Raw genomic sequence first — 20867 nt, forward strand, 5'->3', positions numbered from 1 at the left:
CCGCAATGGCCATGGCGCTGCAGCAGCCGGCCCACGCCGCCGATGGCCAGACCATCATCAACGCCAAGTGCATGGCGTGCCACACCCCTGAGGGCAACAATTCCCTGAGCCGCATCAGCCACCAGCGCAAGACGCCGGAGGGCTGGCTGATGAGCATCGCGCGGATGCAGGTGATGTACGGGCTGAAGATCAGCGACGAGGATCGCCGCGCGGTGGTCAAGTTCCTCGCCGACAAGCAGGGCCTGGCGCCCAGCGAGACCGACGGCGTGCGCTACGCCCTGGAGCGCCGGCTGAACACCGTCGAGCACTTCGATAGCAACTTCGAGCAGATGTGCGCCCGCTGCCACTCGGCCGCGCGCATCGCCCTGCAGCGTCGCCCGGCGGCGGAGTGGGAGAAGCTGGTGAACTTCCACCTGGGCCGCTGGCCGTCGCTGGAGTACCAGGCGCTGTCCCGCGACCGCGACTGGTTCGACCTGGCGAAGAAGGAGATGGTCCCCGAGCTGGCCAAGCGCTACCCGCTGGACACCAAGGCCTGGAACGACTGGCAGAAGAGCCGGCCGAAGGCCGAGTCCCTGGCCGGGGAGTGGAGCTTCGCCGGGCACATGCCGGGCAAGGGCGACGTGGCCGGCACCATGAGCGTTTCCGGCGGCGCGGACGACCAGTTCAAGGTCAGCGTCAAGGGCCAGTACGCCGACGGCACGCCGTTCAACGGCGAAGGCAGTGCGGTGCTGTACAACGGCTACGAGTGGCGCGGCAACGTCACCGTGGGCGACGTGACCCTGCGTCAGGTGTTCGCTGCGCTCAAGGGCCAGATGCAGGGCCGCATGTTCGACAAGGCCCATGACGAGCGCGGCCTGGACTTCGTCGCCTCGCAGAAGGGCACCAGCCACGTGCTGGGCGTGCAGCCGGCGTTCCTCAAGGCTGGCAGCGAGGCCGAGGTGCGCGTCATCGGCAGCGGCCTGAAGGGCAAGCCGTCGTTCGGCAAGGGCGTGGAGGTGGTCTCCGTGGTGTCGGAAACCCCCGAGCGCGTGACCGTGAAGGTCAAGGCCGACGCCTCGGCCGCGGCCGGCGAGCGCGAAGTCAGCGTCGGCAGCGCCAAGGGCGGCAGCCTGGCGGTCTACCAGGACATAGCCGAGGTCAAGGTGGTGCCGGAGTTCTCCGTCTCGCGCATCGGCGGCAACGGCGGTTCCACGCCCAAGGTGAAGGGCAGCTTCGACGCCGAGGCCTGGGGCAAGGGCGCCGACGGCAAGCCGTTCCGCATCGGCGTGTTCCCGGCCAAGTGGTCGGTGGAGCCCTTCGACGACCGCGCCAAGGAAGACCAGGACGTCAAGTTCGCAGGTGTGATGGACGCCGACACCGGCATCTTCACCCCGGGCGACGCCGGTCCCAACCCCGAGCGCAAGATGATGACCAACAACGCCGGCAACCTGAAGGTGATCGCCGCCGTGGACGACGCCGGCAAGACGCACCAGGGCGAAGGCCACATGATCGTCACCGTGCAGCGCTGGAACAACCCGCCGATCCCGTAGAGCCGGGGTGGGATGAACTGAACGCATGAACCCCCGCCCGCGGGCGGGGCGTACCAAGCAAGTTCCGGGAGGTCGCCATGGGCGCCATCTTGAATCTGGTCGAACGCAACCTGCACGAAGTGCGGGTGGACGCCGACCGCCTGTTGTTCCACATCCCCAGTTCGTCGCTGTTCGCCAGCGACGAACTGACCGGCGGGATCATCGATGCCCTGCGTGGGCATGCCTGCTCGCCGGACGAGCTGACGCAGCGCCTGGCCGGGCGCTTCGAAGCCAACGAGATCGACGAGACCCTGCGCGAGCTGATCGCGCTGGAGCTGGTCAGCGACGGCTCGCCGCTCACCCCTGAAATTGGCATCAAGAAAGTTGATCGCACGGCGCTAAACACCGTGGTGCTGAACGTCAACACTGGCTGTAACCTCAGTTGCACCTACTGCTACAAGGAAGACCTGGACAAGCCCTCGGCCGGCAAGAAGATGGGCGCGGAAACCGCCGAAGCCTCGGTGGAGATGCTGCTCAAGGAATCGCCCGACGAGAAGCGCTACACCGTGGTGTTCTTCGGCGGCGAGCCGCTGTCCAACCGCCCGCTGATCGAGCACATGGTGGCCTACTGCGAGCGCCGCTTCGGCGAGCTGGGCAAGCAGGTCGATTTCGTCATGACCACCAACGCCACGCTGCTCACCGAGGAAATCGCCGACTGGCTGAACGCCCACCGTTTCGGGCTTTCCATCAGCATCGACGGGCCCAAGACGGTGCACGACCGCAACCGCATCACAGTGGGCGGGCAGGGTACCTATGACGTGGTGCGGCGCAAGGCCGACATGCTGCTGTCGCGCTACACCAGCCGCCCGGTGGGCGCGCGGGTGACCCTGACCACCGGCGTCACCGACGTCGAGACCATCTGGAACCACCTGTTCAACGAGATGGGCTTCGCCGAAGTCGGCTTCGCCCCGGTGACCTCGGGCGACATCAGCAGCTACAACCTCACCAGCGAGGAGTTGCAGCAGGTCTTCGTCAACATGAAGGCCCTGGGCCGCCGCTACCTGGCGGAGGCGCTGGAGGGGCGCAACATCGGCTTCTCCAACCTGCACCAGCTGATCACCGACATCCACGAGGGGCAGAAGAAGGCCCTGCCGTGCGGCGCCGGGCTGAAGATGCTGGCAGTGGACCACAAGGGTGAGCTGAACCTGTGCCACCGCTTCACCGGCTCGTCGCTGCCGACCTTCGGCAACGTGCACAACGGGGTGAAGCAGGCCGAGCTGAACGAGTTCCTCTCCCAGCGCCTGGATCGCACCGACACCGGCTGCGCCAGCTGCCGCATCCGCAACCTGTGTTCCGGCGGCTGCTACCACGAGAGCTACGCGCGCTATGGCGACCCGGCGCACCCCACCTACCACTACTGCGAACTGATGAGGGACTGGGTGGACTTCGGCATCGAGGTCTACAGCCGGATCATGGCTTCGAACCCCAGCTTCATCGACCGCCACATCACTCCGCGGAAGGCGCACTGACATGAAACATCTCAAAGCGATCAACAACAAGGCGCAGCAGCTGGAGCAGGCCGCCGCCGAGGACCGCATCGAGGACGTGGTGGCGATGAACTCGGTCGCCGGCTGCGCCTCCACCACCGACCCGGGCTGGGAGATCGACGTGTTCGGCGGGGTTTCCTCGCTGTGCCAGCCGATGGAAGCCGACCTCTACGGCTGCTCCGACCCCTGCTGGTGGCCGGCCCAGGTGCCGGACATGATGAGCACCTACCCCGACTGGAACAAGGACGCGCAGGCCTCCGCGGAGAACTGGCGCAACCTCGGCACCGTATTCCCGGACGACAAATGAGCGGACAGAAGAACAAGAGGAAGCACTGCATGTCCAGAAAAGCATTCGCCGCCGTCCTCGGTGGCCTCTCGCTGGCCTGCGCGCTGCACGCCGCAGCCGCCGCCAACGAGGACAAGGCCCTGGAAAGTGGCCACGAGTACCTGGTGTCCACCAACTACCCGAACAACCTGCACGTCATCGACATGCAGACCGACAAGCTCTACAAGACCTGCACCATTCCCGGCGCCTATGGCCCGGGCATGATCCAGCTGTCGCCCGACCGCAAGATCGCCTACGTGCTGAGCAATCACTACGCGGACATCTACGGCCTGCAGCTGGACGACTGCAAGCCGGTGTTCCACGCCACCATCGCGCAGAAGGCGGGCGAGAACGCGCGCTCGATGTTCTCCATGACCGTCAGCCACGACGGCAAGGAGATCTACGCCATCGCCAACCCGACGCTGATCCTCGCCGAACACTACGAGGTGCAGCAGCCGCGCCTGCAGGTCTACGCCGCCGACGGTGGCATGGACGCCAAGCCGATCCGCACCTTCCCGGCGCCGCGCCAGCTGACCATCATGCAGACCGGCGACGATGGCACCCTGTACGTGGCCGGCCCGGACATCTACAAGGTGGACGTGAAGACCGGCAAGTTCGACGTGCTGATCCCCAGCCGCAACTGGAAGCGCCCGAACTACGCGCCGCCGGACGTGCTCTACGTGTGGAACCAGCAGACCTACCCGCGTGATTTCTCGCTGCTGTACACCACCGCGAAGTTCAAGGACGCCAAGCAGGACCCGGCCACCGCCGACTACCTGTACGGCTTCTTCAACATCGACCTGGCCACCGGCAAGACCGAGACCGTGGACTTCGGCCCGGTCACCGAGGTGTACTTCAGCGGCATCCGCTCGCCGAAGGACCGCAACGTGATGTATGGCGTGCTCAACCGCCTGGTCAAGTACGACATCAAGGCGCAGAAGCTGGAGAAGGCCGCCAGCCTCGACCACTCCTACTACTGCCTGACCGCCAACAAGGCCGGCACCAAGCTGTACCTGACCGGCACCCTGAACGACGTGGCGATCTTCGACGCTGACAGCCTGGAGCGCATCGGCGACCTGAAGCTGCCCGGCGGCGACATGGCGATCACCACCAGCCAGGCTTTCATCCGCTGAAAACGCCGGGCGCCGCCTGTTGGCGGCGCCTGGTCGGGCTTTTTTCAGGCGCCGGGGTCGACGACCTCCGGCTCCTCTTCCTCCGCGCTCAGGTAGCGTTGTGCGCCGCAATGGCTGCAGCGCTGATAGAGCATCAGCACCTCGCCGACTCGGGTGGGCACGCCTTCGCTCCAGCGGCAGCCCAGGAAAAAGCAACGTAATCGCATGAGACCTCCCGTCGGGAATGGCTCCCGACCGCAGAACAGGCAGCGTGGGTTCGGATCGTCCCGGCTTGTTCTTGTCTGGCGACGGTCGCGGCCAGCATCCGCCCGGCGCTCTAGAATGGGCAATCTAATCGTCGCAGGGCCCGTGGGACGGGGCTGCGCGGCCCTATCGCTCCAACTGGTGTCGCCTTTTCGGTCGATTGACCCGCCGAGGTATATCCCTAGCATCCGGGGGTGGCGGCGGTTCCGCACCCGGTGCGGGCGCCAGGTTTCGAACGATGGGGGCCACGAGGGCCCGGGGTGAAGCAATGAGCAAGAACAAGAACGGCCGCGCGCTGGTGACCGGCGCTTCCGCCGGCATAGGCGCGGCCTACGCCCAGCGCCTGGCGTCGCGGGGCCACGACCTGCTGCTGGTGGCTCGCGACCGCGAGCGCCTGATGGCCCTGGCCGCCTGCCTGCAGGCCGAGTACGGAGTGGACGTCGACATCCTGCCGGCGGACCTGACCCAGCCGAAGGAACGCGCCCGGGTGGAAACGCGCCTCGTGGCGGATGCCGAGATCGACATGCTGGTGAACAACGCCGGGATGGCGGTCAAGGGCAGCATGGTGGAGGCGGGGCTGGACCAGCTGGAACAGATGATCACCCTCAACGTGCTGGCCTCGGCGCGCCTGGCCGGCTGCGCGGCCAAGGCCTTCGCCGCGAAGGGGCGGGGCACCATCATCAACCTCACCTCGATCCTGGCCCTGGCGCCGGAGCAGTTCAACGGCGTGTACAGCGGCACCAAGGCCTTCCTGCTCAACCTGAGCATCTCCATGCAGCAGGAACTGGCGCCCCTGGGCGTGCGCGTGCAGGCGGTGCTGCCGGGCGCGACCCGCACGGAAATCTGGGACCGCTCGGGCACCGACGTGCCGGAAGACATCCTCATGGAAGTCGGCCACATGGTCGACGCCGCCCTGGCCGGCCTGGCCCAGGGCGAGGTCATCACCATCCCGGCATTGCCCGACATGCAGGACTTCGAAGCCTACACCCGCGCCCGGCAGAACCTGGCGCCATTGCTCTCCGGGCGCCTGCCGGCGGAGCGGTATGGGGTGCAGGTGGATTGAGCCGGGGCATTCCGGAGCGCGCGGCTTTTCGTAGGAGCGAGCTTGCTCGCGAACGGTGTTTTGCCTGGCGTTGCGGGTGCGGGGCTTGAGAACGCCCTCTCCCTAACCCTCTCCCTGAAGGGAGAGGGGACCGTTGGGCAGATGCTGATAGTTCGGCGTTAGCCGGCTTGTACCGAGTTGCCGGCTGACACCAAATCTTTTCTCGGCACGGACAAGCCCCCTCTCCCTTCAGGGCGGGGCGCGCAGCCGAGGGTTGGGGAGAGGGAGCGGAGTCAACCCGAGGCGCCAACGCTGCCGGCGAATTCCCCTGTAGGAGCGCGCCCTGCGCGCGAAATCGCGGGCAGGGCCCGCTCCTACACTGGCCGAGAACACCGCGTTTCCCGTAGGAGCGGACCTTGTCCGCGATAGCCGGACATATCGGCGCGGTTCGCGGATGAGATCCGCTCCTACAGTTCGCCTGCAACATCGCGCTTGAGATAGCGCTTGGTGCTTTCCAGAATGCGCCCGGACAACGCCGGATCGGCCACACTGCGCGACAGCAGCAGTGCGCCGACCAGCGTCGCCAGTGTCGCCACCGCCTGGTCCGGCTCATGGCCCTCGGGCAGAACCTTCTCCAGACGCTCCAGGCGCTGGATAAGGGCCAGGTCGGTAGTCGGGCTGGGCTTGCCGCGGGCGCCCAGTTCGGCGCTCAGGGTGGGGAAGGGGCAGCCGCGCTCGGGGTGGTCGCGGTGCTGCTCGGAGAGGTAGTCGTCGATGAAGTTCGCCAGCGCGTCCGGGCCGCCGAAGGTCTTGCCGGCCACTTCGGCGAGCTGCTCGGAGGCCGCCTGCAGGGCAATCTCCACCAGTTCTTCCTTGGACTTGAAGTGCGCGTAGAAGCCGCCGTGGGTCAGCCCCAGGGCCTTCATCAGCGTCTGCAGACCGGTGGCTTCCACGCCTTCGCTGCGGAAACGCCGCGAGGCCTCGTCGATGATGCGCTGGCGCGTCTGGGCCTTGTGGTCTTCGGAGTAGCGCATGGGCGTGTTCCCGGGCTGAATGACATGTCGGTCGTCATTCTAACCCCCAGGACCGATCCTGCGTCGTAGGACTTCAGACAAGGCTGTCGGGATCGCCGACGAACATGCTGATGCGCGAGCGCAGCCAGCGTTCGGCCGGGTCGTTGTCCTGGGCGCCGCGCCAGACCATCGACAGCTCCGCCGGGCGCGGGGTGAAGGGCGGTTCCTCGGCGCGCAGGCCGCCGGCGGCGGTCAGCGCCAGGGCCGCGTAGTCCGGCACGGTGGCGATCAGGTCGGTGCCGGCGAGCAGCGCCCCCAGGCCGTTGAACTGCGGCACCGCCAGCACCACCTGGCGCTTGCGGTCGAGGGTCGCCAGCTGTTCGTCGACGAAGCCCTCCAGGTCGCCGGCGTAGGACACCATGGCGTGGGGCCGGGTGCAGTAGTCGTCCAGGCTCAGCTGGCCGGGCACCGAGTCGGCGCGCAGCACCTTCCACTTGCTGCGGCGCAGGGTCTTGCGCTTGGCGTTGGCCGGCAGCTCGTCGGTGTAGCTGACGCCCGCGGAAATCTCGCCGGAGGCCAGCAACTGCGGCATCAGCAGGTAGTTGGCGCGGCGCACCACCAGGACGATGCCCGGCGCCTCGGAGCGCAACCGGCGCAGCAGCGCCGGCAGTAGGCCGAACTCGACGTCGTCGGACAGGCCGATGCGGAACACCGACTTGCTGGTGGCCGGGTCGAAGTCGGCGGCGCGGCTCAGGGCGGTGGAGATGGAGTCCAGCGCCGGCGACAGGTGGCCGAAGATCTCCTGGGCCCGCGCGGTGGGCTCCATGCTGCGGCCGGTGCGGACGAACAGCGGGTCGTCGAACAGGTTGCGCAGGCGCGCCAGGGCCGCGCTGATCGCCGGCTGGCCGAGGAACAGCTTCTCGGCGGCGCGGGTCACGCTGCGCTCGTGCATCAGCGTTTCGAAGACGATCAACAGGTTGAGGTCAACCTTGCGGAGGTCGTTGCGGTTCATGGGGGCTCCCTGACGATGGGGGAAAAGTGAAGCGCGGCGCGTCTGGCGTCAAGGTCTGACGGATAAGTCCTTGATCATTTTCCGCATTCTTCCTTAGCAAGACGCTTCATTGCCGTTATCCTTCCCTACTGCGCAGCCGTATTTTTCGGGCGTTGCCTGGCGCTCCGGCCTGCGCGATCGATATGCCTGCGGAATCATCGGCATTTATGTCGACTATCGATAGCGGTGGGTAGCAAGCACAAGAAAGCCCGGATAGAGTCCGTGGCTATAAAGCATCAAAGGCGAGGTATGTGATGTCCCGCATGATCCGATTCCACCAGTTCGGTGATGCCTCGGTACTCAAACTCGAGGAAGTCCCGACCCCGCAACCGGGGCCGGATGAAGTCCTGATCCGCACCCAGGCGCTGGGCGTGAGCTGGCGCGACGTGCTCTGGCGGCAGAACCTGGCGCCCGACCAGGCCCAGCTGCCCGCCGGGATCGGCTACGAACTGGCCGGCGTGGTCGAGGCGGTGGGCGCGAACGTCACCGATCTTGCGCCCGGCATGGCCGTGGCCAGCTTCCCGGCCGACTCGCCGAACCAGTACCCGGCCTGGGGCGATTACGTGGTGATGCCGCGCACCTCGCTGACGCGCTACCCGGACAACCTGAGCCCCGTCGAGGCCGCGGTGCACTACACCGGCCTGCTGTACGCCTACTTCGCCCTGGTCGAGCTGGCCAGGCTGCAGCCGGGCCAGCACGTACTGATCACCGAGGCCGGGCACTGCCTGGCGCCGCAGTCGATCCAGCTGGCCAAGGCCCTGGGCGCCAAGGTCATCGCCACCACCAGCCACGAGAACACCCGCGACTTCATCCGCAGCCTGGGCGCCGACAAGGTGATCTACACCGAGGAGCAGGACCTGGTGCTGGAAGTCGAGCGCTTCACCGACGGCAAGGGCGTGGAAGTGGTCCTGGACCAGTGCGCCGGCCCGCAGATGAAGCTGCTGGGCGACGTCGCCGCGCCGCGCGGCAAGCTGATCCTCTACGGTATCAACGGCGGCAACGACGCCACCTTCCCGGCCTGCGCGGCCTTCAAGAAGCACCTGCAGTTCTACCGCCACTGCGTGCTGGACTTCACCGGCCAGCCGGAAATCGGCCTGACGCGCAACGACGAGGCGGTGCAGCGGGCGCTGCAGGCGATCAACCAGATGACCGCCGACCAGTTGCTCAAGCCGAGCATCGACAAGGTCTTCGACTTCGCCAAGTTCCGCGAGGCCAGCAACTACATGGAAAGCTGCCCCGGCGGCGGCCGGGTGGTGATGAAGGTCGCCGACTGACCCGCCTGCCCGCGCGATGCCAGAAGCCACTCCCCGGAGTGGCTTCGGTGTTTCTGCGTCCCCGTTTTTCGTAGGAGCGCCAAACCTGTAGGAGCGGGCCCTGCCCGAGAATCGCGCGCAGGGCGCGCTCCTACAAGGGGCACGGCGCGAGGCAACCCGTAGGAGCGGATCTCATCCGCGAATCGCGCCAGGACCTCCGACTATCGCGGACAAGGTCCGCTCCTACGGGGACATGCTGTGCCTCCCGGAGACCTGTAGGAGCGGGCCCTGCCCGCGATTCGCGCGCAGGGCGCGCTCCTACAAGGGGCATGGCGCGAGGCAACCCGTAGGAGCGGATCTCATCCGCGAATCGCGCCGGGACCTCCGGCTATCGCGGACAAGGTCCGCTCCTACGGGGACATGCTGTGCCTCCCGGAGACCTGTAGGAGCGGGCCCTGCCCGCGATTCGCGCGCAGGGCGCGCTCCTACAAGGGGCACGGCGCGAAGCAACCTGTAGGAGCGGATCTCATCCGCGAATCGCGCCGGGACCTCCGGCTATCGCGGACAAGGTCCGCTCCTGCAAGGAATGGCGTGGGTGGGCCGCATCCAGCGCAGGATCGGGCAAGCCTGCGCAGGACCGGGCAAGCCACTGGGCGGGGTTTTCCCGTATCGTCGCGGCATTCGGCCAGGGAAGCGCCTAGGCTGAATCCATTCCCCACGGAGCGGCCTTGGCTCCGGACTTCCACATCACCCGAACAAAGAGGTGAGCGCCTGATGATCAAGCTGAAACTCAACGGCAAGGACCACGAATTCGACGCGCCCGGGGAAATGCCCCTGCTCTGGGCGCTGCGCGACGTCGCCTTGCTCACCGGCACCAAGTATGGCTGCGGCATGGCCCTGTGCGGGGCCTGCACCGTGCACGTCGACGGCCAGCCCACGCGCTCCTGCGTGACCCCCCTGGCGGCGGTGGCCGGCAAGCAGGTCACCACCATCGAGGCGGTGGCCGAGCAGGCCGCCGGCAAGGCGGTGCAGGAGGCCTGGCGCAAGCTGGACGTGGTGCAGTGCGGCTACTGCCAGTCCGGCCAGATCATGTCGGCCACGGCGCTGCTGGCCGGCAACAAGAGCCCCAGCGACGCCGACATAGACGCGGCCATGAGTGGCAACATCTGCCGCTGCGCCACCTACGTACGCATCCGCGCGGCCATCCACGAAGCCGCACAGAACCTGGCCTGAGGAGGCGCGACATGGCAGACCTGCAGCAACGAGCCAGCCGTGAGCCGGAAGACGCCGGCGACGGCATCCTCAACGTCAGCCGCCGGCATTTCCTGCGTGGCGCCGGCGGCCTGGCCCTGGGCATCTACTTCGCGCCGCTGCTGGGCCGTTTCGGCGACCCGCAGGCCGCCGCGGCCAAGGCCTTCGAGCCCAACGCCTTCGTGCGTATCGCCCCGGACGGCACGGTAACGGTGATCGCCAAGCACGTGGAAATGGGGCAGGGCAGCTACACCGGCCTGGCCACCCTGCTGGCCGAGGAGCTGGACGCCGACTGGAGCAAGGTCCGCGTCGAAGGCGCCCCGGCCGACGCCAAGCGCTACGCCAACCTGGCCTTCGGCACCCTGCAGGGCACCGGCGGCAGCAGCGCCATGGCCAACTCCTTCGAGCAGATGCGCAAGGCCGGGGCCACGGCCCGGGCCATGCTGGTGGCAGCGGCGGCGCAGCAGTGGAAGGTGCCGGCCGAGCAGATCGAGGTGCACGACGGCGTGGTCGAGCATAAGGCTTCCGGGCACAAGGCCGGGTTCGGCCAACTGGCCGAGGCGGCGGCCAGACAGCCGGTGCCGGCGGAGGTGAAGCTCAAGGCGCCGGAGGACTTCAAGCTGATCGGCCAGGTGAAACTGCCGCGCAAGGACAGCCAGGACAAGACCGACGGCCAGGCGCGCTTCACCCAGGACGTGCACCTGCCGGACATGCTGGTGGCCGTGGTGGCGCACCCGCCGCGCTTCGGCGGGGTGCCGGCGAAGGTCGACGACAGCAAGGCCAAGGCCGTGCCCGGCGTGGTGGCGGTGGTGCAGTTCCCGGGCAGCGACTCGCGCTTCGCCGGCGTCGCCGTGCTGGCGAAGAACACCTGGGCGGCGCGCCAGGGGCGTGACGCCCTGCAGGTGGAGTGGGACGAGAGCAACGCCTTCCGCATGGGCAGCGCCGAAATCTTCGCCAGGTACCAGGAACTGGCGGCCAAGCCCGGCGTGGTGGCGCGCAACGAGGGCGACATCGCCAAGGCGCTGGACAAGCCGGCCAAGCTGATCGAGGCGCAGTACCAGTTCCCATTCCTGGCCCATGCCTCCATGGAGCCGCTGAACTGCGTGGTCAAGCTCTCCGACGGCGCCTGCGAGATCTGGAACGGCGAGCAGTGGCAGACCGGCGACCAGATGGCGGTCGGGCAGTTGCTGGGCATCGCCCCGGAGAAGGTCTCGATCACCCAGCTGTACGCCGGCGGCAGCTTCGGCCGCCGCGCCAACCCGCACTCGGACTATGTGCTGGAGGCCGTCTCGATCGCCAAGGCGGCCCGCGAGCACGGCCACAAGGGGCCGGTGAAGATGGTCTGGACCCGTGAGGACGACACCCGCGGCGGCTACTACCGCCCGGCCTTCCTGCACAGCGCGCGCCTGGCGCTGGATGGGCAGGGCAACCTGGTGGGCTGGGAGCAGCATCTGGTGGGGCAGTCGTTCATGGTCGGCACGGCCTTCGAGAAGGTGATGGTCAAGGACGGCATCGACCAGGTGGCGGTGGAGGGCGCAGCGGACCTGCCCTATGCGGTGCCCAACCTGCACGTGGAGCAGACCCTGGTGCCGGAGGTCAAGGTGCCGACCCAGTGGTGGCGCTCGGTGGGCCACACCCACACGGCTTATTCCACCGAAACGCTGATCGACGAAGCCGCGGTGGCCGCCGGCAAGGACCCCTACGAATTCCGCCGCGCCCTGCTGGAAAAACACCCGCGGCACCTGGGCGTGCTCGATCTGGTGGCCGACAAGGCCGGCTGGAAGCAGCCGCTGAAGGCCGGCGGGGAAGGCGAGAAGCGCGGCCGCGGGATCGCCGTGCACGAGTCCTTCGGCAGCTTCGTGGCGCAGGTGGTGGAAGTCACGGTGAAGGCCGACAAGAGCTTCCGCATCGACCGCGTGGTCTGCGCCGTGGACTGCGGCCTGGCGATCAACCCGGACGTGATCCGCGCGCAGATGGAAGGCGGCATCGGCTACGGCCTGGCCATGGCCCTGCACAGCGCCATCACCCTCAAGGAGGGCGTGGTCGAGCAGTCCAACTTCCACGACTTCCAGGTGCTGCGGATCAACGAGATGCCGGCGGTGGAGGTGCACATAGTGCCGTCCAGCGAGGCGCCCACCGGCGTCGGCGAGCCCGGCGTGCCGCCGGCGGCGCCGGCCCTGGCCAATGCCCTGGCGGCGGCCACCGGCAAGCGCATCCGCAACCTGCCGATCGGCAACCAGCTGCAGGCCTGAGGCCGGTGCTGAGGGCGGCCCGTTGCCTCGTGCTGCGGGCCGTTGTCTTTTCCGCGGCCGGCACCCGATATTTCCGGCGCGGCCGCGCCAAGGCAGGTATCCTTGTCGGCAGGCGTCCGCCCGGATGCCCCTTTCTACTGGAGCTGTGACATGACCCGCGACAAGCAACTCTTCCCCGACGACGAGATCGGTGACGCCCTGTGGGCCCTGCAGGAAGACGGCGAGGACCTTTCGTTCGAGCGTGAGGTGGAATTCGCCGTGATCTTCCCGGAAGAGCAGGCGGCGCTGGATTTCGCCATCCTCCTGCTGCAGAACGGCCAGAAGGTGGCCTATTCCGAGTACGACGGCGACCCGGCCAACCCCTGGCAGGTCCTGGCCTACCCGGTGATGGAGCCGACCCACGAGAGCATCAGCGGCTACGAGGAACTGCTGGCCGAGCATTCCGAACCGCTGGGCGGCAAGACCGACGGCTGGTCGGCGCTCTGAGGCGGGATGTGGTGAAAAAAGCCGGGGCAGGGCCCCGGCTTTTTTGTGGGCGCGGGATCTTATCCGCGATTGGGCATTACCTGTAGGAGCGGGCCCTGCCCGCGATTCGCGCGCAGGGCGCGCTCCTACAATGGGAATGGCGCGGGTGGGGCGGCGTAGGAGCGGATCTCATCCGCGAATCGCGCCGGGATGTCCGGCCATCGCGGACAAGGTCCGCTCCTACGTAGCAGGCGAGCATTGCTTCTCGTAGGAGCGAGCTTGCTCGCGAACCGCATGGCACCGGGTTTGTTCGCGAGCAAGAACTAGGCGTCCCCCTCGCTCCTACGAAGAGCGTCTTGGCGTAGCCGGCTTACGGCACCGGCTCGGATTTCTCGGCCACCTGGCGCAGGGCCTTTTCGTAGTAGTCGGCCGATTGCGCGCCGGAGATCAGCTGGCGGCCGTTGATGATCACCGCCGGCACGGCGCGGATGCCGTGGCTGGTGAAGAATTCCTCTTCCTCGATCACTTCGCTGGCATAGGCGTCGCTGTCGAGGATCTCGCGGGTGCGCACCGGGTCCAGGCCGACGCTGGTGGCCAGGTCCAGCAGTTCCTCGTTGTCGCTGATGTTGCGCCCTTCGCCGAAGTAGGCGTGCAGCAGCGCCTGCTTCAGCGCAAGGTCGCGGCCCTGTTCGGCGGCCCAGTGCAGCAGGCGGTGGGCGTCGAAGGTGTTGTAGATGCGCTGGCGCTTGTGCAGGTCGAAGTGGAAGCCGACTTCCTCGCCGAAGTCGCGGATGCGCTTGTGATTGCTGGCGATGTCTTCGGCGCTGCTGCCGTACTTGCGCTGTAGGTGCTCGACCAGGTCCACGCCTTCGGCGGGCATGTCGGCATTGAGTTCGAAGGGCTTGATCCGCAGCTCGACGTCGATCTCGCCGTCGACGCGCTGGATGGCTTCGAGCAATCCGCAAAGGCCGATGGCGCACCAGGGGCAGACCACGTCTGAGACGAAATCGAGGGTGATGGCTTCGCGCATACGGGCGATCTCCGCCTTGGGGTTTCGGTGTTCAAGCATGGACCTTTTTGCCCTGGGTGATCCAGTGCCGGTGGGGCGTGGCGTAGCTACTTCTTCCTGATGACTTTAGGTTTTATTTTTATCTATTTGATATATAAGGAATATTTATATTATAGAAATGGCTTTAACTCAGGCATGCTTCCAGCTGCCCAGGTACAGGCTACAGGTCTTGCCCTGCCTGGGCTCCGGCGCGATGGCGGGATGCGGAGGAAGTGACTGGGCGTGAGACTATTTCTCTATATCAATCATAAGCTATTGATATTCAATAATTTATCATGCGAATGCGCAGGTTATTCCTACCGGAAATCGTATATTCGACATTAGAAATGACATGCAGCCTACTGAAAATAATGGAATTATTTTCGAGGTTTGCTAGCTGTCCCGCCCACGCCCCGGCAACCCGCCCTCACTCGATCGCCCGATCGAGGCAACCCAGGAATTCGACGATGGCGGCAGGCAGATGGCGCCCCTGCAGCGTGACGATCTGCAGCACGCTGGCCTGCATGGAGTCGTCCGCCACCGGCACCGCGACCACGCCTTCGGGCAGGTTGCCGCCCCGGCTGCCCAGGGAACTGATGAACATCAGCGTCCCGGCCGCCAGGGCGAAGGCCTTCAGGCTTGCCATGGAGTTGGTGGTGAATACCGGCTCCATGGACAGCCCCTGGGTGGCCAGCGCGGTGTCGACCAGCTGGCGTTGCGTGCGCTGCTGGTCCGGCAGGGCCATGGGCTCGGACGCCAGGTCGGCCAGGGTGACCTGTTCCCGCGTGGCCAGCGGATTGTCGCGCGGCACCAGCACGTGCATCGGCCGGCGCACGATGCGTTCCACCTTCACCCCGGCCGGCGCGGAATAGCTGTAGGTGATGCCGATGTCGGCGCTGCCGTCGCCGACGCGCGCGCAGATGTCCGCCGAGTTGCCCACCCAGACGTGGAAGCGCACGCCCGGGTAGGTGCGGCGGTAGTCCGCGAGTATCCGCGGCAGCCAGTCGATGGCGAAGCCCTCGTAGGCCGCCAGGCGCACCAGGCCACGCTGCGGGCCCTGCAGTTCGCGCACGTCCGCCAGGGCCCTTTCGGTGTCCAGGGCGATGCGCCGGGCGCGCTGCGCCAGCAGTTCGCCGGCCGGGCTGAGCAGCATGCCGCGCGGCCGCCGTTCGAACAGCTCGACGCCCAGCTCCTGCTCCAGGCGGGCGATCTGCCGGCTGATCGCGGAGCCGGAGACGTGCAATCGGGCCGAGGCCTCGGTGATGGAGCCGCTGCGGGCCACTTCCAGGAAGTAACGCAGGGCTAGATGCTGCATGGCGGTTGTGCTTTGCATAAAAGGCAAGGGTGGCTGCGAATTAATGAAATTGTGGCATCGCGCGCGGACTGCTAACAATCCTCGCCGACAGACCGGGCAGAACAACAACAACGAAACCCCTCTGGGAGATCATCGATGTCCGTATTCACCGGCGAGGCGATTGCCGAGGCCACCGCCATCCGCCAGCAACTGCACAGCCATCCCGAACTCAAGTACGAAGAGCACGCCACCGCCGACCTCGTCGCCGCCTTCCTGCGCCGCCATGGCTACGAAGTGCGCACCGGCGTGGCCGGGACCGGCGTCGTCGCGCTGCTCGACACCGGCCGCCCCGGCCCCACCATCGGCCTGCGCGCCGACATGGATGCCTTGCCGATCCTGGAGGACACCGAGCTGCCCTATGCCTCGCGCACGCCGGGCAAGATGCACGCCTGCGGCCACGACGGGCACACCGCCTCGCTGCTGCTGGCCGCCGGCCGGCTCGCCCGGAATCACGACCATCTTCGCGGGCGCATCAAGCTGCTGTTCCAGCCCGCGGAGGAAGGCGGCCTGGGCGCCGAACGGATGATCGAGGAGGGCGCGCTGGAGGGCGTCGAGGCCATCTTCGGCTACCACAACCGCCCGGGCTATCCGCTGGGCCGGGTGTTCGCCAAGGCCGGGCCGAGCATGGGCGGCAGCTCGCTGTATGAGGTCACCATCAGCGGCAAGGGCGGCCATGCCTCGCGCCCGGACCTGGCCATCGACCCGATCTTCGTCGGCGCGGCGGTGGTCCAGGCGCTGCAGGGCGTGGTCGGCCGCCGCCTGTCGCCGCTGGAGTCCGGGGTGGTGACGGTCACGCAGTTCCATGGCGGCAACAGCCAGAACGTCATCCCCGGCCAGGCGACGCTGATGATCAACACCCGCGACGGCTCGCCGCAAGCCGCCGCGGTGATCGACGAGACGCTGCGCCGCGTCGTCGACCGGGTCTGCCAGGCCCATGGCGCCAGCGCCGAACTGGTGCGGACGATGCGCATCCCGGCGCTGGTCAACGACGCCGACGAAACCGCCTTCGTGGTGGAAACCGCCATCGACGCCCTCGGCGCGGACAAGGCGGGCTACATGCACCAGCTTCCGACCATGGGGGCGGAAGATTTCGCTTTCTACCTGGAGAAAGTGCCGGGTTGCTATTTCTTCGTCGGCAACGGCGAGGACGGCGCCTACCTTCACCATCCGCACTACGACTATCGCGACGAAATCCTGCCCGTCGCGGCGGGCATGTTCGTCGCCATCGCCGAGCGGCGCCTCGGGACCAATCCCTGAGCGAAGGCACTCACGGGCCCGCGCCGCGCCGCCATCCTGCGGCGGCGCCGAGGCGGGCCATCCGGCAATCCGTGCAGGCCAGCTTCGCCGCGCCCCGAGCGGCCGGCGGCTGGCAAAGGAAAATTCACCATGCAGCGTTTCTTCAACGCCATCGAACGGGCGGGCAACAAGCTCCCACACCCGGTCGTCCTGTTCGCCTGGCTGTGCCTGGGCGTCGCGCTCCTGTCCTGGGCGCTGGCGGCGTCCGGGGTGTCCGGCGTCCATCCCAAGACCGGCGACCTGGTCACGGTCAGGAGTCTGGTTTCTGGCGAGGGCCTGGTTTTCGCACTGACCTCGGTGGTCAGGAACTTCGTCAGCTTCCCGCCGCTGGGCGCGGTGCTGGTCATCCTGCTGGCCATCGGCGTGGCCGACAAGACCGGGCTGGTCGGGGCGCTGATGCAGGTGAGCGTGATGAAGGCCCCACGCTACCTGACCACCTTCGTCATCTTCCTCGTCGGCATGTGCAGCCACGTGGCCGCCGACGCCGCCTTCGTCATCCTCATCCCGCTGTCGGCGATGATCTTCCAGGCCACCGGGCGCAACCCCCTGGTCGGCGCGGTGACCGGCTTCGTCGCGGTGGGGGCGGGCTACGATGCCAGCCTGCTGATCACCCCGACCGACGTGATCCTCTCCGGGATCACCACCAGCGCCGCGCAGACGATCGACCCCGCGGTCTACGTCTCGCCCATCGACAACTACTATTTCGTCGCCTGTTCCGCCGTGCTGCTGTCGGTGATCGGCGCCTTCATCATCGAGCGCATCGTCGAGCCCCTGGCCGGCCCGTACCGCGGCAGCGTGGTGGTCGACATCCAGCCGATCAGCGCGCGGGAGCTCAAGGGGCTGAAGCGCGCCGGCTGGGCGGCGCTGGTGCTGGCCGCCCTGGTCCTCGCCGCGGTGCTGCCGGCCGGCTCGCCGCTGCGCAACCCCGAGGGCGGGCTGGTGCCTTCGCCGTTCCTCACCAGCGCGGTGGCCGTCTTCGCCATCTTCTTCCTGGTCCTGGGCTGGGTCTACGGCCGCAGCGTGGGGAAGATCGGCGACGCCCGCGATGCCATCGGCTTCATGGCCGAGGCGATCAAGGAGCTGGCGCCGACCCTGGTGCTGTTCTTCGCCATCTCGCAGTTCCTCGCCTGGTTCAAGTGGACGCACCTGGGCGAATGGATCGCCGTCGGCGGCTCGCACCTGCTCGACAGCAGCGGCTTCGGCGGCATCCCGCTGGTGCTGGCGTTCCTGGGCCTGGTGACGCTGATGAACCTGTTCATCACCTCGGGTTCGGCGCAGTGGTCGCTGATGGCCCCGATCTTCGTGCCGATGCTGATGCTGGTGGGCTTCGAGCCGGCCTTCGTGCAGGCGGCGTACCGCATCGCCGATTCCTCGACCAACATAGTCACGCCCATGAGCCCCTACTTCAGCCTGTGCCTGGCCTTCCTGCAGCGCTACCAGAAGGACGCCGGGATCGGCACCCTGGCGTCGATGACCATCCCGGTGGCCCTGGGCTTCCTGCTGTGCTGGACGCTGTTCCTCATCCTCTGGATGGAGCTGGGGCTGCCGATCGCCCCCGGCGTGGGCCTGTACCTCGACTGAGCGGGGGCCGGGCGAGCGCGCGCCCGGCCCGCGGCTTCAGAAGTCGACGGTGGCGGACACCCGCAGGGTGCGCGGCTCGCCCTGGGTCAGGTAGCCGCCGATGGTGGAGGCCCAGTAGTCCTCGTTGGCGACGTTTTCCAGGTTGGCGCGCAGGATCACGTCGCGTTGCTCGACCTTGAAGCGGTAGCGGGCGCCCAGGTCGACGCGGGTCCAGGCCGGGATGCTCAGGTTGTTGGCCTGGTCCAGGTACTGGCCGCCGGTGCGCAGCAGGCGGCCGTTGAGCGCCAGGCCGTCGAGGCCGGGCACGTCCCAGTCGGCGCCGAGGTTGTACTGGAAGCGCGGCACGCCGATGGCGCGGTTGCTGTCGTTGGCGCCGCCGGCGGTGTTGCGCAGCTCGGTGTCGATCCAGGTGGCGCCGGCCAGCAGACGCAGGCCTTGCAGCGGTTCGCCGAACAGGTTCAGCTCGACGCCGCGGTTGCGCTGCTCGCCGTCGACGCTGAAGACCTTGGTGTCCGGGTCGGTGACGCTGGTGGGCTGTTCGATGCGGTAGAACGCCAGGTTGCCGCCGTAGCTGCCGAAGTCCAGCTTGGCGCCCACTTCGATCTGCTTGGAACGCTGCGGGGCGAACACCTCGCCGACGTTGACCGCGGTGGAGGGCGCGGTGGGGCCGGCGGCCAGGCCTTCGATGCGGTTGGCGTACAGCGACAGGTACTCGGTGGGCTTGACCACGATGCCGTACACCGGCGTGGTGATGGACTCTCGATAGTCGGCGTTGCGCACGCCGGCGTAGCTCCAGCCGTCGGTGCCGATGCTCTGGCGGCGCACGCCGAGGGTCAGCAGCACGCGGTCGTCGAGAAAGCCCAGGGTGTCGGAGGCGGCGGCGCTGCGGTTGCGCGTCTTGCCGACGATGCCGGGGTCGTTGTAGTCGCCGCCGGAGTAGGTGGTGGCCGGCTTGGCGACCTGCGCGGGGCGGTACAGGTTGGCCGGGTACTTGGTTAGCGCCATGCGGTAGGCGCTGCGCTGCTCGGCCCAGATGCCGGCCAGGCCGAAGTTCAGCTGGTGGCTCACCGGGCCGGTGTGGAAGCGGCCGTTGAGGCCGGCCATGGCGCTCTTGTTGTCCTCGTCGTGGGTGGCGTCCATGGTGCCGCCGCCGGCGGTTCCGGCGTTGTCGCTCAGGGTCAGCGAGGAGTAGCTGCCGTTCTCGCGGGTGTGCTTGGCGCCGCCGGAGAGGTAGACCGTCCAGTTGTCGTTCAGGTCGTATTCGCCGCGGAACATGCCGTAAGTGTCTTCCAGCTGCGAGTAGCTCCAGGCCTGGCCGTAGTTGCTGTCGGCGTCGGGCGCGTGGGGGATGCTGGTGACGCCGCTGCCGACGTAGACCACCGGGCGGCCCTGGTTGATGCGCTGCTTCTGGTAGCCGAAGTCGCTGCTCAGGCGCAGGCGTTCGCCGCGGTAGTCGAGGTTGACGCTGGCCAGCTTGTAGCGCTGGGCGTTGTCGTCGATGGCGCTGTCGCCTTCGCGCTGGGCCAGGTTGAGCCGCGCGCCGAAGCGGTTGTCCTCGCCGAAGCGCTGGCCCAGGTCGAGGTGTTCGCCAACCTGGCTGTCGCTGCCGTAGTCCAGGCTCAGGCTGCGCGTGGGGACATCCTCGGCGTGCTTGGTCTGCAGGTTCACCGCGCCGCCGATGCCGCTGCCGCTGGGCGTCACGCCGTTGATGAAGGCGTTGGAGCCCTTGAACAGCTCGACGCGCTCCAGCGACTCGGTGCCGATGATCTGCCGCGGCGTCACGCCGTACAGGCCGTTGAGCGAGACGTCGTCGGTGCTCAGCGGCAGGCCGCGGATGACGAAGATCTGCGAGAAGTTGCCGTAGCCGTTGCCCTGGCGCACCGCGGCGTCGTTGAGCAGCACGTCGCCGACGGTCTGCGCCTGCTGGTCCTTGATGGCCTGCGCGGTGTAGCTGGAGAAGGCGAAGGGCACGTCCTGCATGTCCTGGTTGCCCAGCATGCCCAGCCGGGCGCCGCGGGCCACCTGGCCGCCGGCATAGACCGGCGGCAGTTCGCCGGGGGCCTGGGCCACGGCGCTGACGGTGGTGGCGCCCATCTCCAGGGCCTCGCCGTCCCGGGCGATGGCTTCGACGCCGTAGCCGCTGGGCTTGCGCACCAGGCGGTAGCCGCTGCCTTCCAGCAGGCGCATCAGGCCGTCCTCGGCGTCGTAGCTGCCTTTCAGGCCGTCGCTGTGGCGGGCGTTCAACGTGGCGGCCTCGAAGGCCAGGGGCACGCCGGCCTGGGCGGCGAAGCGGGCCAGCACCTCGCCCAGCGGTCCTGGGGCGATGTCGTACTGGCGTTGCACGCTGGCGGTTTCCGCGGCCAGGCCGGGCAGGGTGGCGCCCTGCAGGGCGAGGCCGATGGCCAGGGCGAGGGTGTGGGGCTTCAGGCGGAGGCGGGTGGTCATGCGGTGATCCTGTCGGCGCGAGGAGTGAATGGGGTGTTTCCTCCTTCACCGGACGAGCAG

17 protein-coding genes are annotated in these 20867 nt (G+C 67.7%); 11 read left to right on the top strand and 6 right to left on the bottom strand.

Annotated elements, in window-relative coordinates; all coding sequences use genetic code 11:
• Positions 1-5: 5 nt before the first annotated feature.
• The 4 genes from peaA (at position 6) to peaD (ending at position 4513) form a co-directional block, all read left to right on the top strand.
• Complete coding sequence (peaA, locus tag M8R19_RS31965; protein WP_502943080.1) at positions 6-1529, top strand: quinohemoprotein amine dehydrogenase subunit alpha; 1524 nt, start codon at positions 6-8, stop codon at positions 1527-1529.
• Positions 1530-1606: 77 nt separating this feature from the next.
• Positions 1607-3037: a quinohemoprotein amine dehydrogenase maturation protein gene (gene peaB, locus M8R19_RS31970; RefSeq protein WP_249920009.1), complete on the top strand. Its 1431-nt coding sequence runs from the start codon at positions 1607-1609 to the stop codon at positions 3035-3037.
• A gap of 1 nt (position 3038) precedes the next feature.
• Entirely contained in the window at positions 3039-3362 is a 324-nt protein-coding gene (gene qhpC, locus M8R19_RS31975) for a quinohemoprotein amine dehydrogenase subunit gamma (RefSeq protein ID WP_009620363.1), read from the top strand.
• A 29-nt stretch (positions 3363-3391) separates the two neighbouring features.
• Positions 3392-4513: a quinohemoprotein amine dehydrogenase subunit beta gene (gene peaD / locus M8R19_RS31980; RefSeq protein WP_249920010.1), complete on the top strand. Its 1122-nt coding sequence runs from the start codon at positions 3392-3394 to the stop codon at positions 4511-4513.
• A gap of 44 nt (positions 4514-4557) precedes the next feature.
• Here the strand turns inward: peaD and M8R19_RS33615 are convergent, their stop codons facing one another.
• Positions 4558-4944, bottom strand: coding sequence for a PSPA7_2676 family Cys-rich small protein (locus M8R19_RS33615; RefSeq protein WP_502943041.1), 387 nt, complete (start codon positions 4942-4944; stop codon positions 4558-4560).
• Between the two features lie 80 nt (positions 4945-5024).
• On the opposite strand from M8R19_RS33615, the gene M8R19_RS31985 reads away from it, so the two are divergent.
• Complete coding sequence (locus M8R19_RS31985; RefSeq protein WP_074986394.1) at positions 5025-5819, top strand: SDR family NAD(P)-dependent oxidoreductase; 795 nt, start codon at positions 5025-5027, stop codon at positions 5817-5819.
• Between the two features lie 446 nt (positions 5820-6265).
• Here the strand turns inward: M8R19_RS31985 and M8R19_RS31990 are convergent, their stop codons facing one another.
• Both M8R19_RS31990 and M8R19_RS31995 read right to left on the bottom strand, forming a co-directional pair.
• Positions 6266-6832: a TetR/AcrR family transcriptional regulator gene (locus tag M8R19_RS31990; protein WP_249920011.1), complete on the bottom strand. Its 567-nt coding sequence runs from the start codon at positions 6830-6832 to the stop codon at positions 6266-6268.
• A 73-nt stretch (positions 6833-6905) separates the two neighbouring features.
• Entirely contained in the window at positions 6906-7823 is a 918-nt protein-coding gene (locus tag M8R19_RS31995; RefSeq protein WP_074986388.1) for a LysR family transcriptional regulator, read from the bottom strand.
• A gap of 293 nt (positions 7824-8116) precedes the next feature.
• Between M8R19_RS31995 and M8R19_RS32000 the strand changes: the two genes are divergently transcribed.
• From M8R19_RS32000 to M8R19_RS32015, 4 genes are all read left to right on the top strand, one after another.
• The gene (locus M8R19_RS32000) at positions 8117-9136 is read left to right on the top strand and encodes a zinc-dependent alcohol dehydrogenase family protein (RefSeq protein ID WP_074986385.1); all 1020 of its coding nucleotides are present in this window, start codon (positions 8117-8119) and stop codon (positions 9134-9136) included.
• 753 nt (positions 9137-9889) lie between these two features.
• A complete protein-coding gene (locus tag M8R19_RS32005) occupies positions 9890-10348 on the top strand; it encodes a (2Fe-2S)-binding protein (protein ID WP_043272645.1) in 459 nt (152 codons plus the stop codon).
• A gap of 11 nt (positions 10349-10359) precedes the next feature.
• A complete protein-coding gene (locus tag M8R19_RS32010; protein WP_249920012.1) occupies positions 10360-12618 on the top strand; it encodes a xanthine dehydrogenase family protein molybdopterin-binding subunit in 2259 nt (752 codons plus the stop codon).
• Between the two features lie 150 nt (positions 12619-12768).
• A complete protein-coding gene (locus M8R19_RS32015) occupies positions 12769-13104 on the top strand; it encodes a ribonuclease E inhibitor RraB (RefSeq protein ID WP_009620390.1) in 336 nt (111 codons plus the stop codon).
• A 349-nt stretch (positions 13105-13453) separates the two neighbouring features.
• Here the strand turns inward: M8R19_RS32015 and M8R19_RS32020 are convergent, their stop codons facing one another.
• Positions 13454-14113: a DsbA family oxidoreductase gene (locus tag M8R19_RS32020; protein WP_249920260.1), complete on the bottom strand. Its 660-nt coding sequence runs from the start codon at positions 14111-14113 to the stop codon at positions 13454-13456.
• A gap of 445 nt (positions 14114-14558) precedes the next feature.
• Positions 14559-15446: a LysR family transcriptional regulator gene (locus M8R19_RS32025; protein ID WP_249920013.1), complete on the bottom strand. Its 888-nt coding sequence runs from the start codon at positions 15444-15446 to the stop codon at positions 14559-14561.
• Between the two features lie 135 nt (positions 15447-15581).
• Between M8R19_RS32025 and M8R19_RS32030 the strand changes: the two genes are divergently transcribed.
• Together M8R19_RS32030 and M8R19_RS32035 are read left to right on the top strand one after the other, a co-directional pair.
• Entirely contained in the window at positions 15582-16742 is a 1161-nt protein-coding gene (locus M8R19_RS32030; protein ID WP_249920014.1) for a M20 metallopeptidase family protein, read from the top strand.
• 129 nt (positions 16743-16871) lie between these two features.
• Complete coding sequence (locus M8R19_RS32035) at positions 16872-18362, top strand: AbgT family transporter (RefSeq protein WP_249920015.1); 1491 nt, start codon at positions 16872-16874, stop codon at positions 18360-18362.
• Positions 18363-18398: 36 nt separating this feature from the next.
• On the opposite strand, the gene M8R19_RS32040 is transcribed toward M8R19_RS32035, so the two are convergent.
• On the bottom strand, positions 18399-20807 hold the full coding sequence (locus M8R19_RS32040) for a TonB-dependent receptor (protein WP_116424427.1): 2409 nt from the start codon (positions 20805-20807) through the stop codon (positions 18399-18401).
• Positions 20808-20867: the final 60 nt, after the last annotated feature.

This window comes from Pseudomonas sp. R3.Fl (assembly GCF_023516765.1).
In the GTDB taxonomy this organism is placed as follows: Bacteria; Pseudomonadota; Gammaproteobacteria; order Pseudomonadales; family Pseudomonadaceae; genus Pseudomonas; species Pseudomonas citronellolis.

What these genes read in the sequence shown, in the direction of transcription:
- M8R19_RS32010 (WP_249920012.1), top strand. Translation starts at nt 10,360, where the DNA reads ATGGCAGACCTGCAGCAACGAGCCAGCCGTGAGCCGGAAGACGCCGGC.
- M8R19_RS31995 (WP_074986388.1), bottom strand. Translation starts at nt 7,823, where the DNA reads ATGAACCGCAACGACCTCCGCAAGGTTGACCTCAACCTGTTGATCGTC.
- M8R19_RS31985 (WP_074986394.1), top strand. Translation starts at nt 5,025, where the DNA reads ATGAGCAAGAACAAGAACGGCCGCGCGCTGGTGACCGGCGCTTCCGCC.
- peaA (WP_502943080.1), top strand. Translation starts at nt 6, where the DNA reads ATGGCCATGGCGCTGCAGCAGCCGGCCCACGCCGCCGATGGCCAGACC.
- peaB (WP_249920009.1), top strand. Translation starts at nt 1,607, where the DNA reads ATGGGCGCCATCTTGAATCTGGTCGAACGCAACCTGCACGAAGTGCGG.
- M8R19_RS33615 (WP_502943041.1), bottom strand. Translation starts at nt 4,944, where the DNA reads ATGCTAGGGATATACCTCGGCGGGTCAATCGACCGAAAAGGCGACACC.
- M8R19_RS32035 (WP_249920015.1), top strand. Translation starts at nt 16,872, where the DNA reads ATGCAGCGTTTCTTCAACGCCATCGAACGGGCGGGCAACAAGCTCCCA.
- peaD (WP_249920010.1), top strand. Translation starts at nt 3,392, where the DNA reads ATGTCCAGAAAAGCATTCGCCGCCGTCCTCGGTGGCCTCTCGCTGGCC.
- M8R19_RS31990 (WP_249920011.1), bottom strand. Translation starts at nt 6,832, where the DNA reads ATGCGCTACTCCGAAGACCACAAGGCCCAGACGCGCCAGCGCATCATC.
- M8R19_RS32030 (WP_249920014.1), top strand. Translation starts at nt 15,582, where the DNA reads ATGTCCGTATTCACCGGCGAGGCGATTGCCGAGGCCACCGCCATCCGC.
- M8R19_RS32040 (WP_116424427.1), bottom strand. Translation starts at nt 20,807, where the DNA reads ATGACCACCCGCCTCCGCCTGAAGCCCCACACCCTCGCCCTGGCCATC.
- M8R19_RS32020 (WP_249920260.1), bottom strand. Translation starts at nt 14,113, where the DNA reads ATGCGCGAAGCCATCACCCTCGATTTCGTCTCAGACGTGGTCTGCCCC.
- M8R19_RS32015 (WP_009620390.1), top strand. Translation starts at nt 12,769, where the DNA reads ATGACCCGCGACAAGCAACTCTTCCCCGACGACGAGATCGGTGACGCC.
- qhpC (WP_009620363.1), top strand. Translation starts at nt 3,039, where the DNA reads ATGAAACATCTCAAAGCGATCAACAACAAGGCGCAGCAGCTGGAGCAG.
- M8R19_RS32000 (WP_074986385.1), top strand. Translation starts at nt 8,117, where the DNA reads ATGTCCCGCATGATCCGATTCCACCAGTTCGGTGATGCCTCGGTACTC.
- M8R19_RS32005 (WP_043272645.1), top strand. Translation starts at nt 9,890, where the DNA reads ATGATCAAGCTGAAACTCAACGGCAAGGACCACGAATTCGACGCGCCC.
- M8R19_RS32025 (WP_249920013.1), bottom strand. Translation starts at nt 15,446, where the DNA reads ATGCAGCATCTAGCCCTGCGTTACTTCCTGGAAGTGGCCCGCAGCGGC.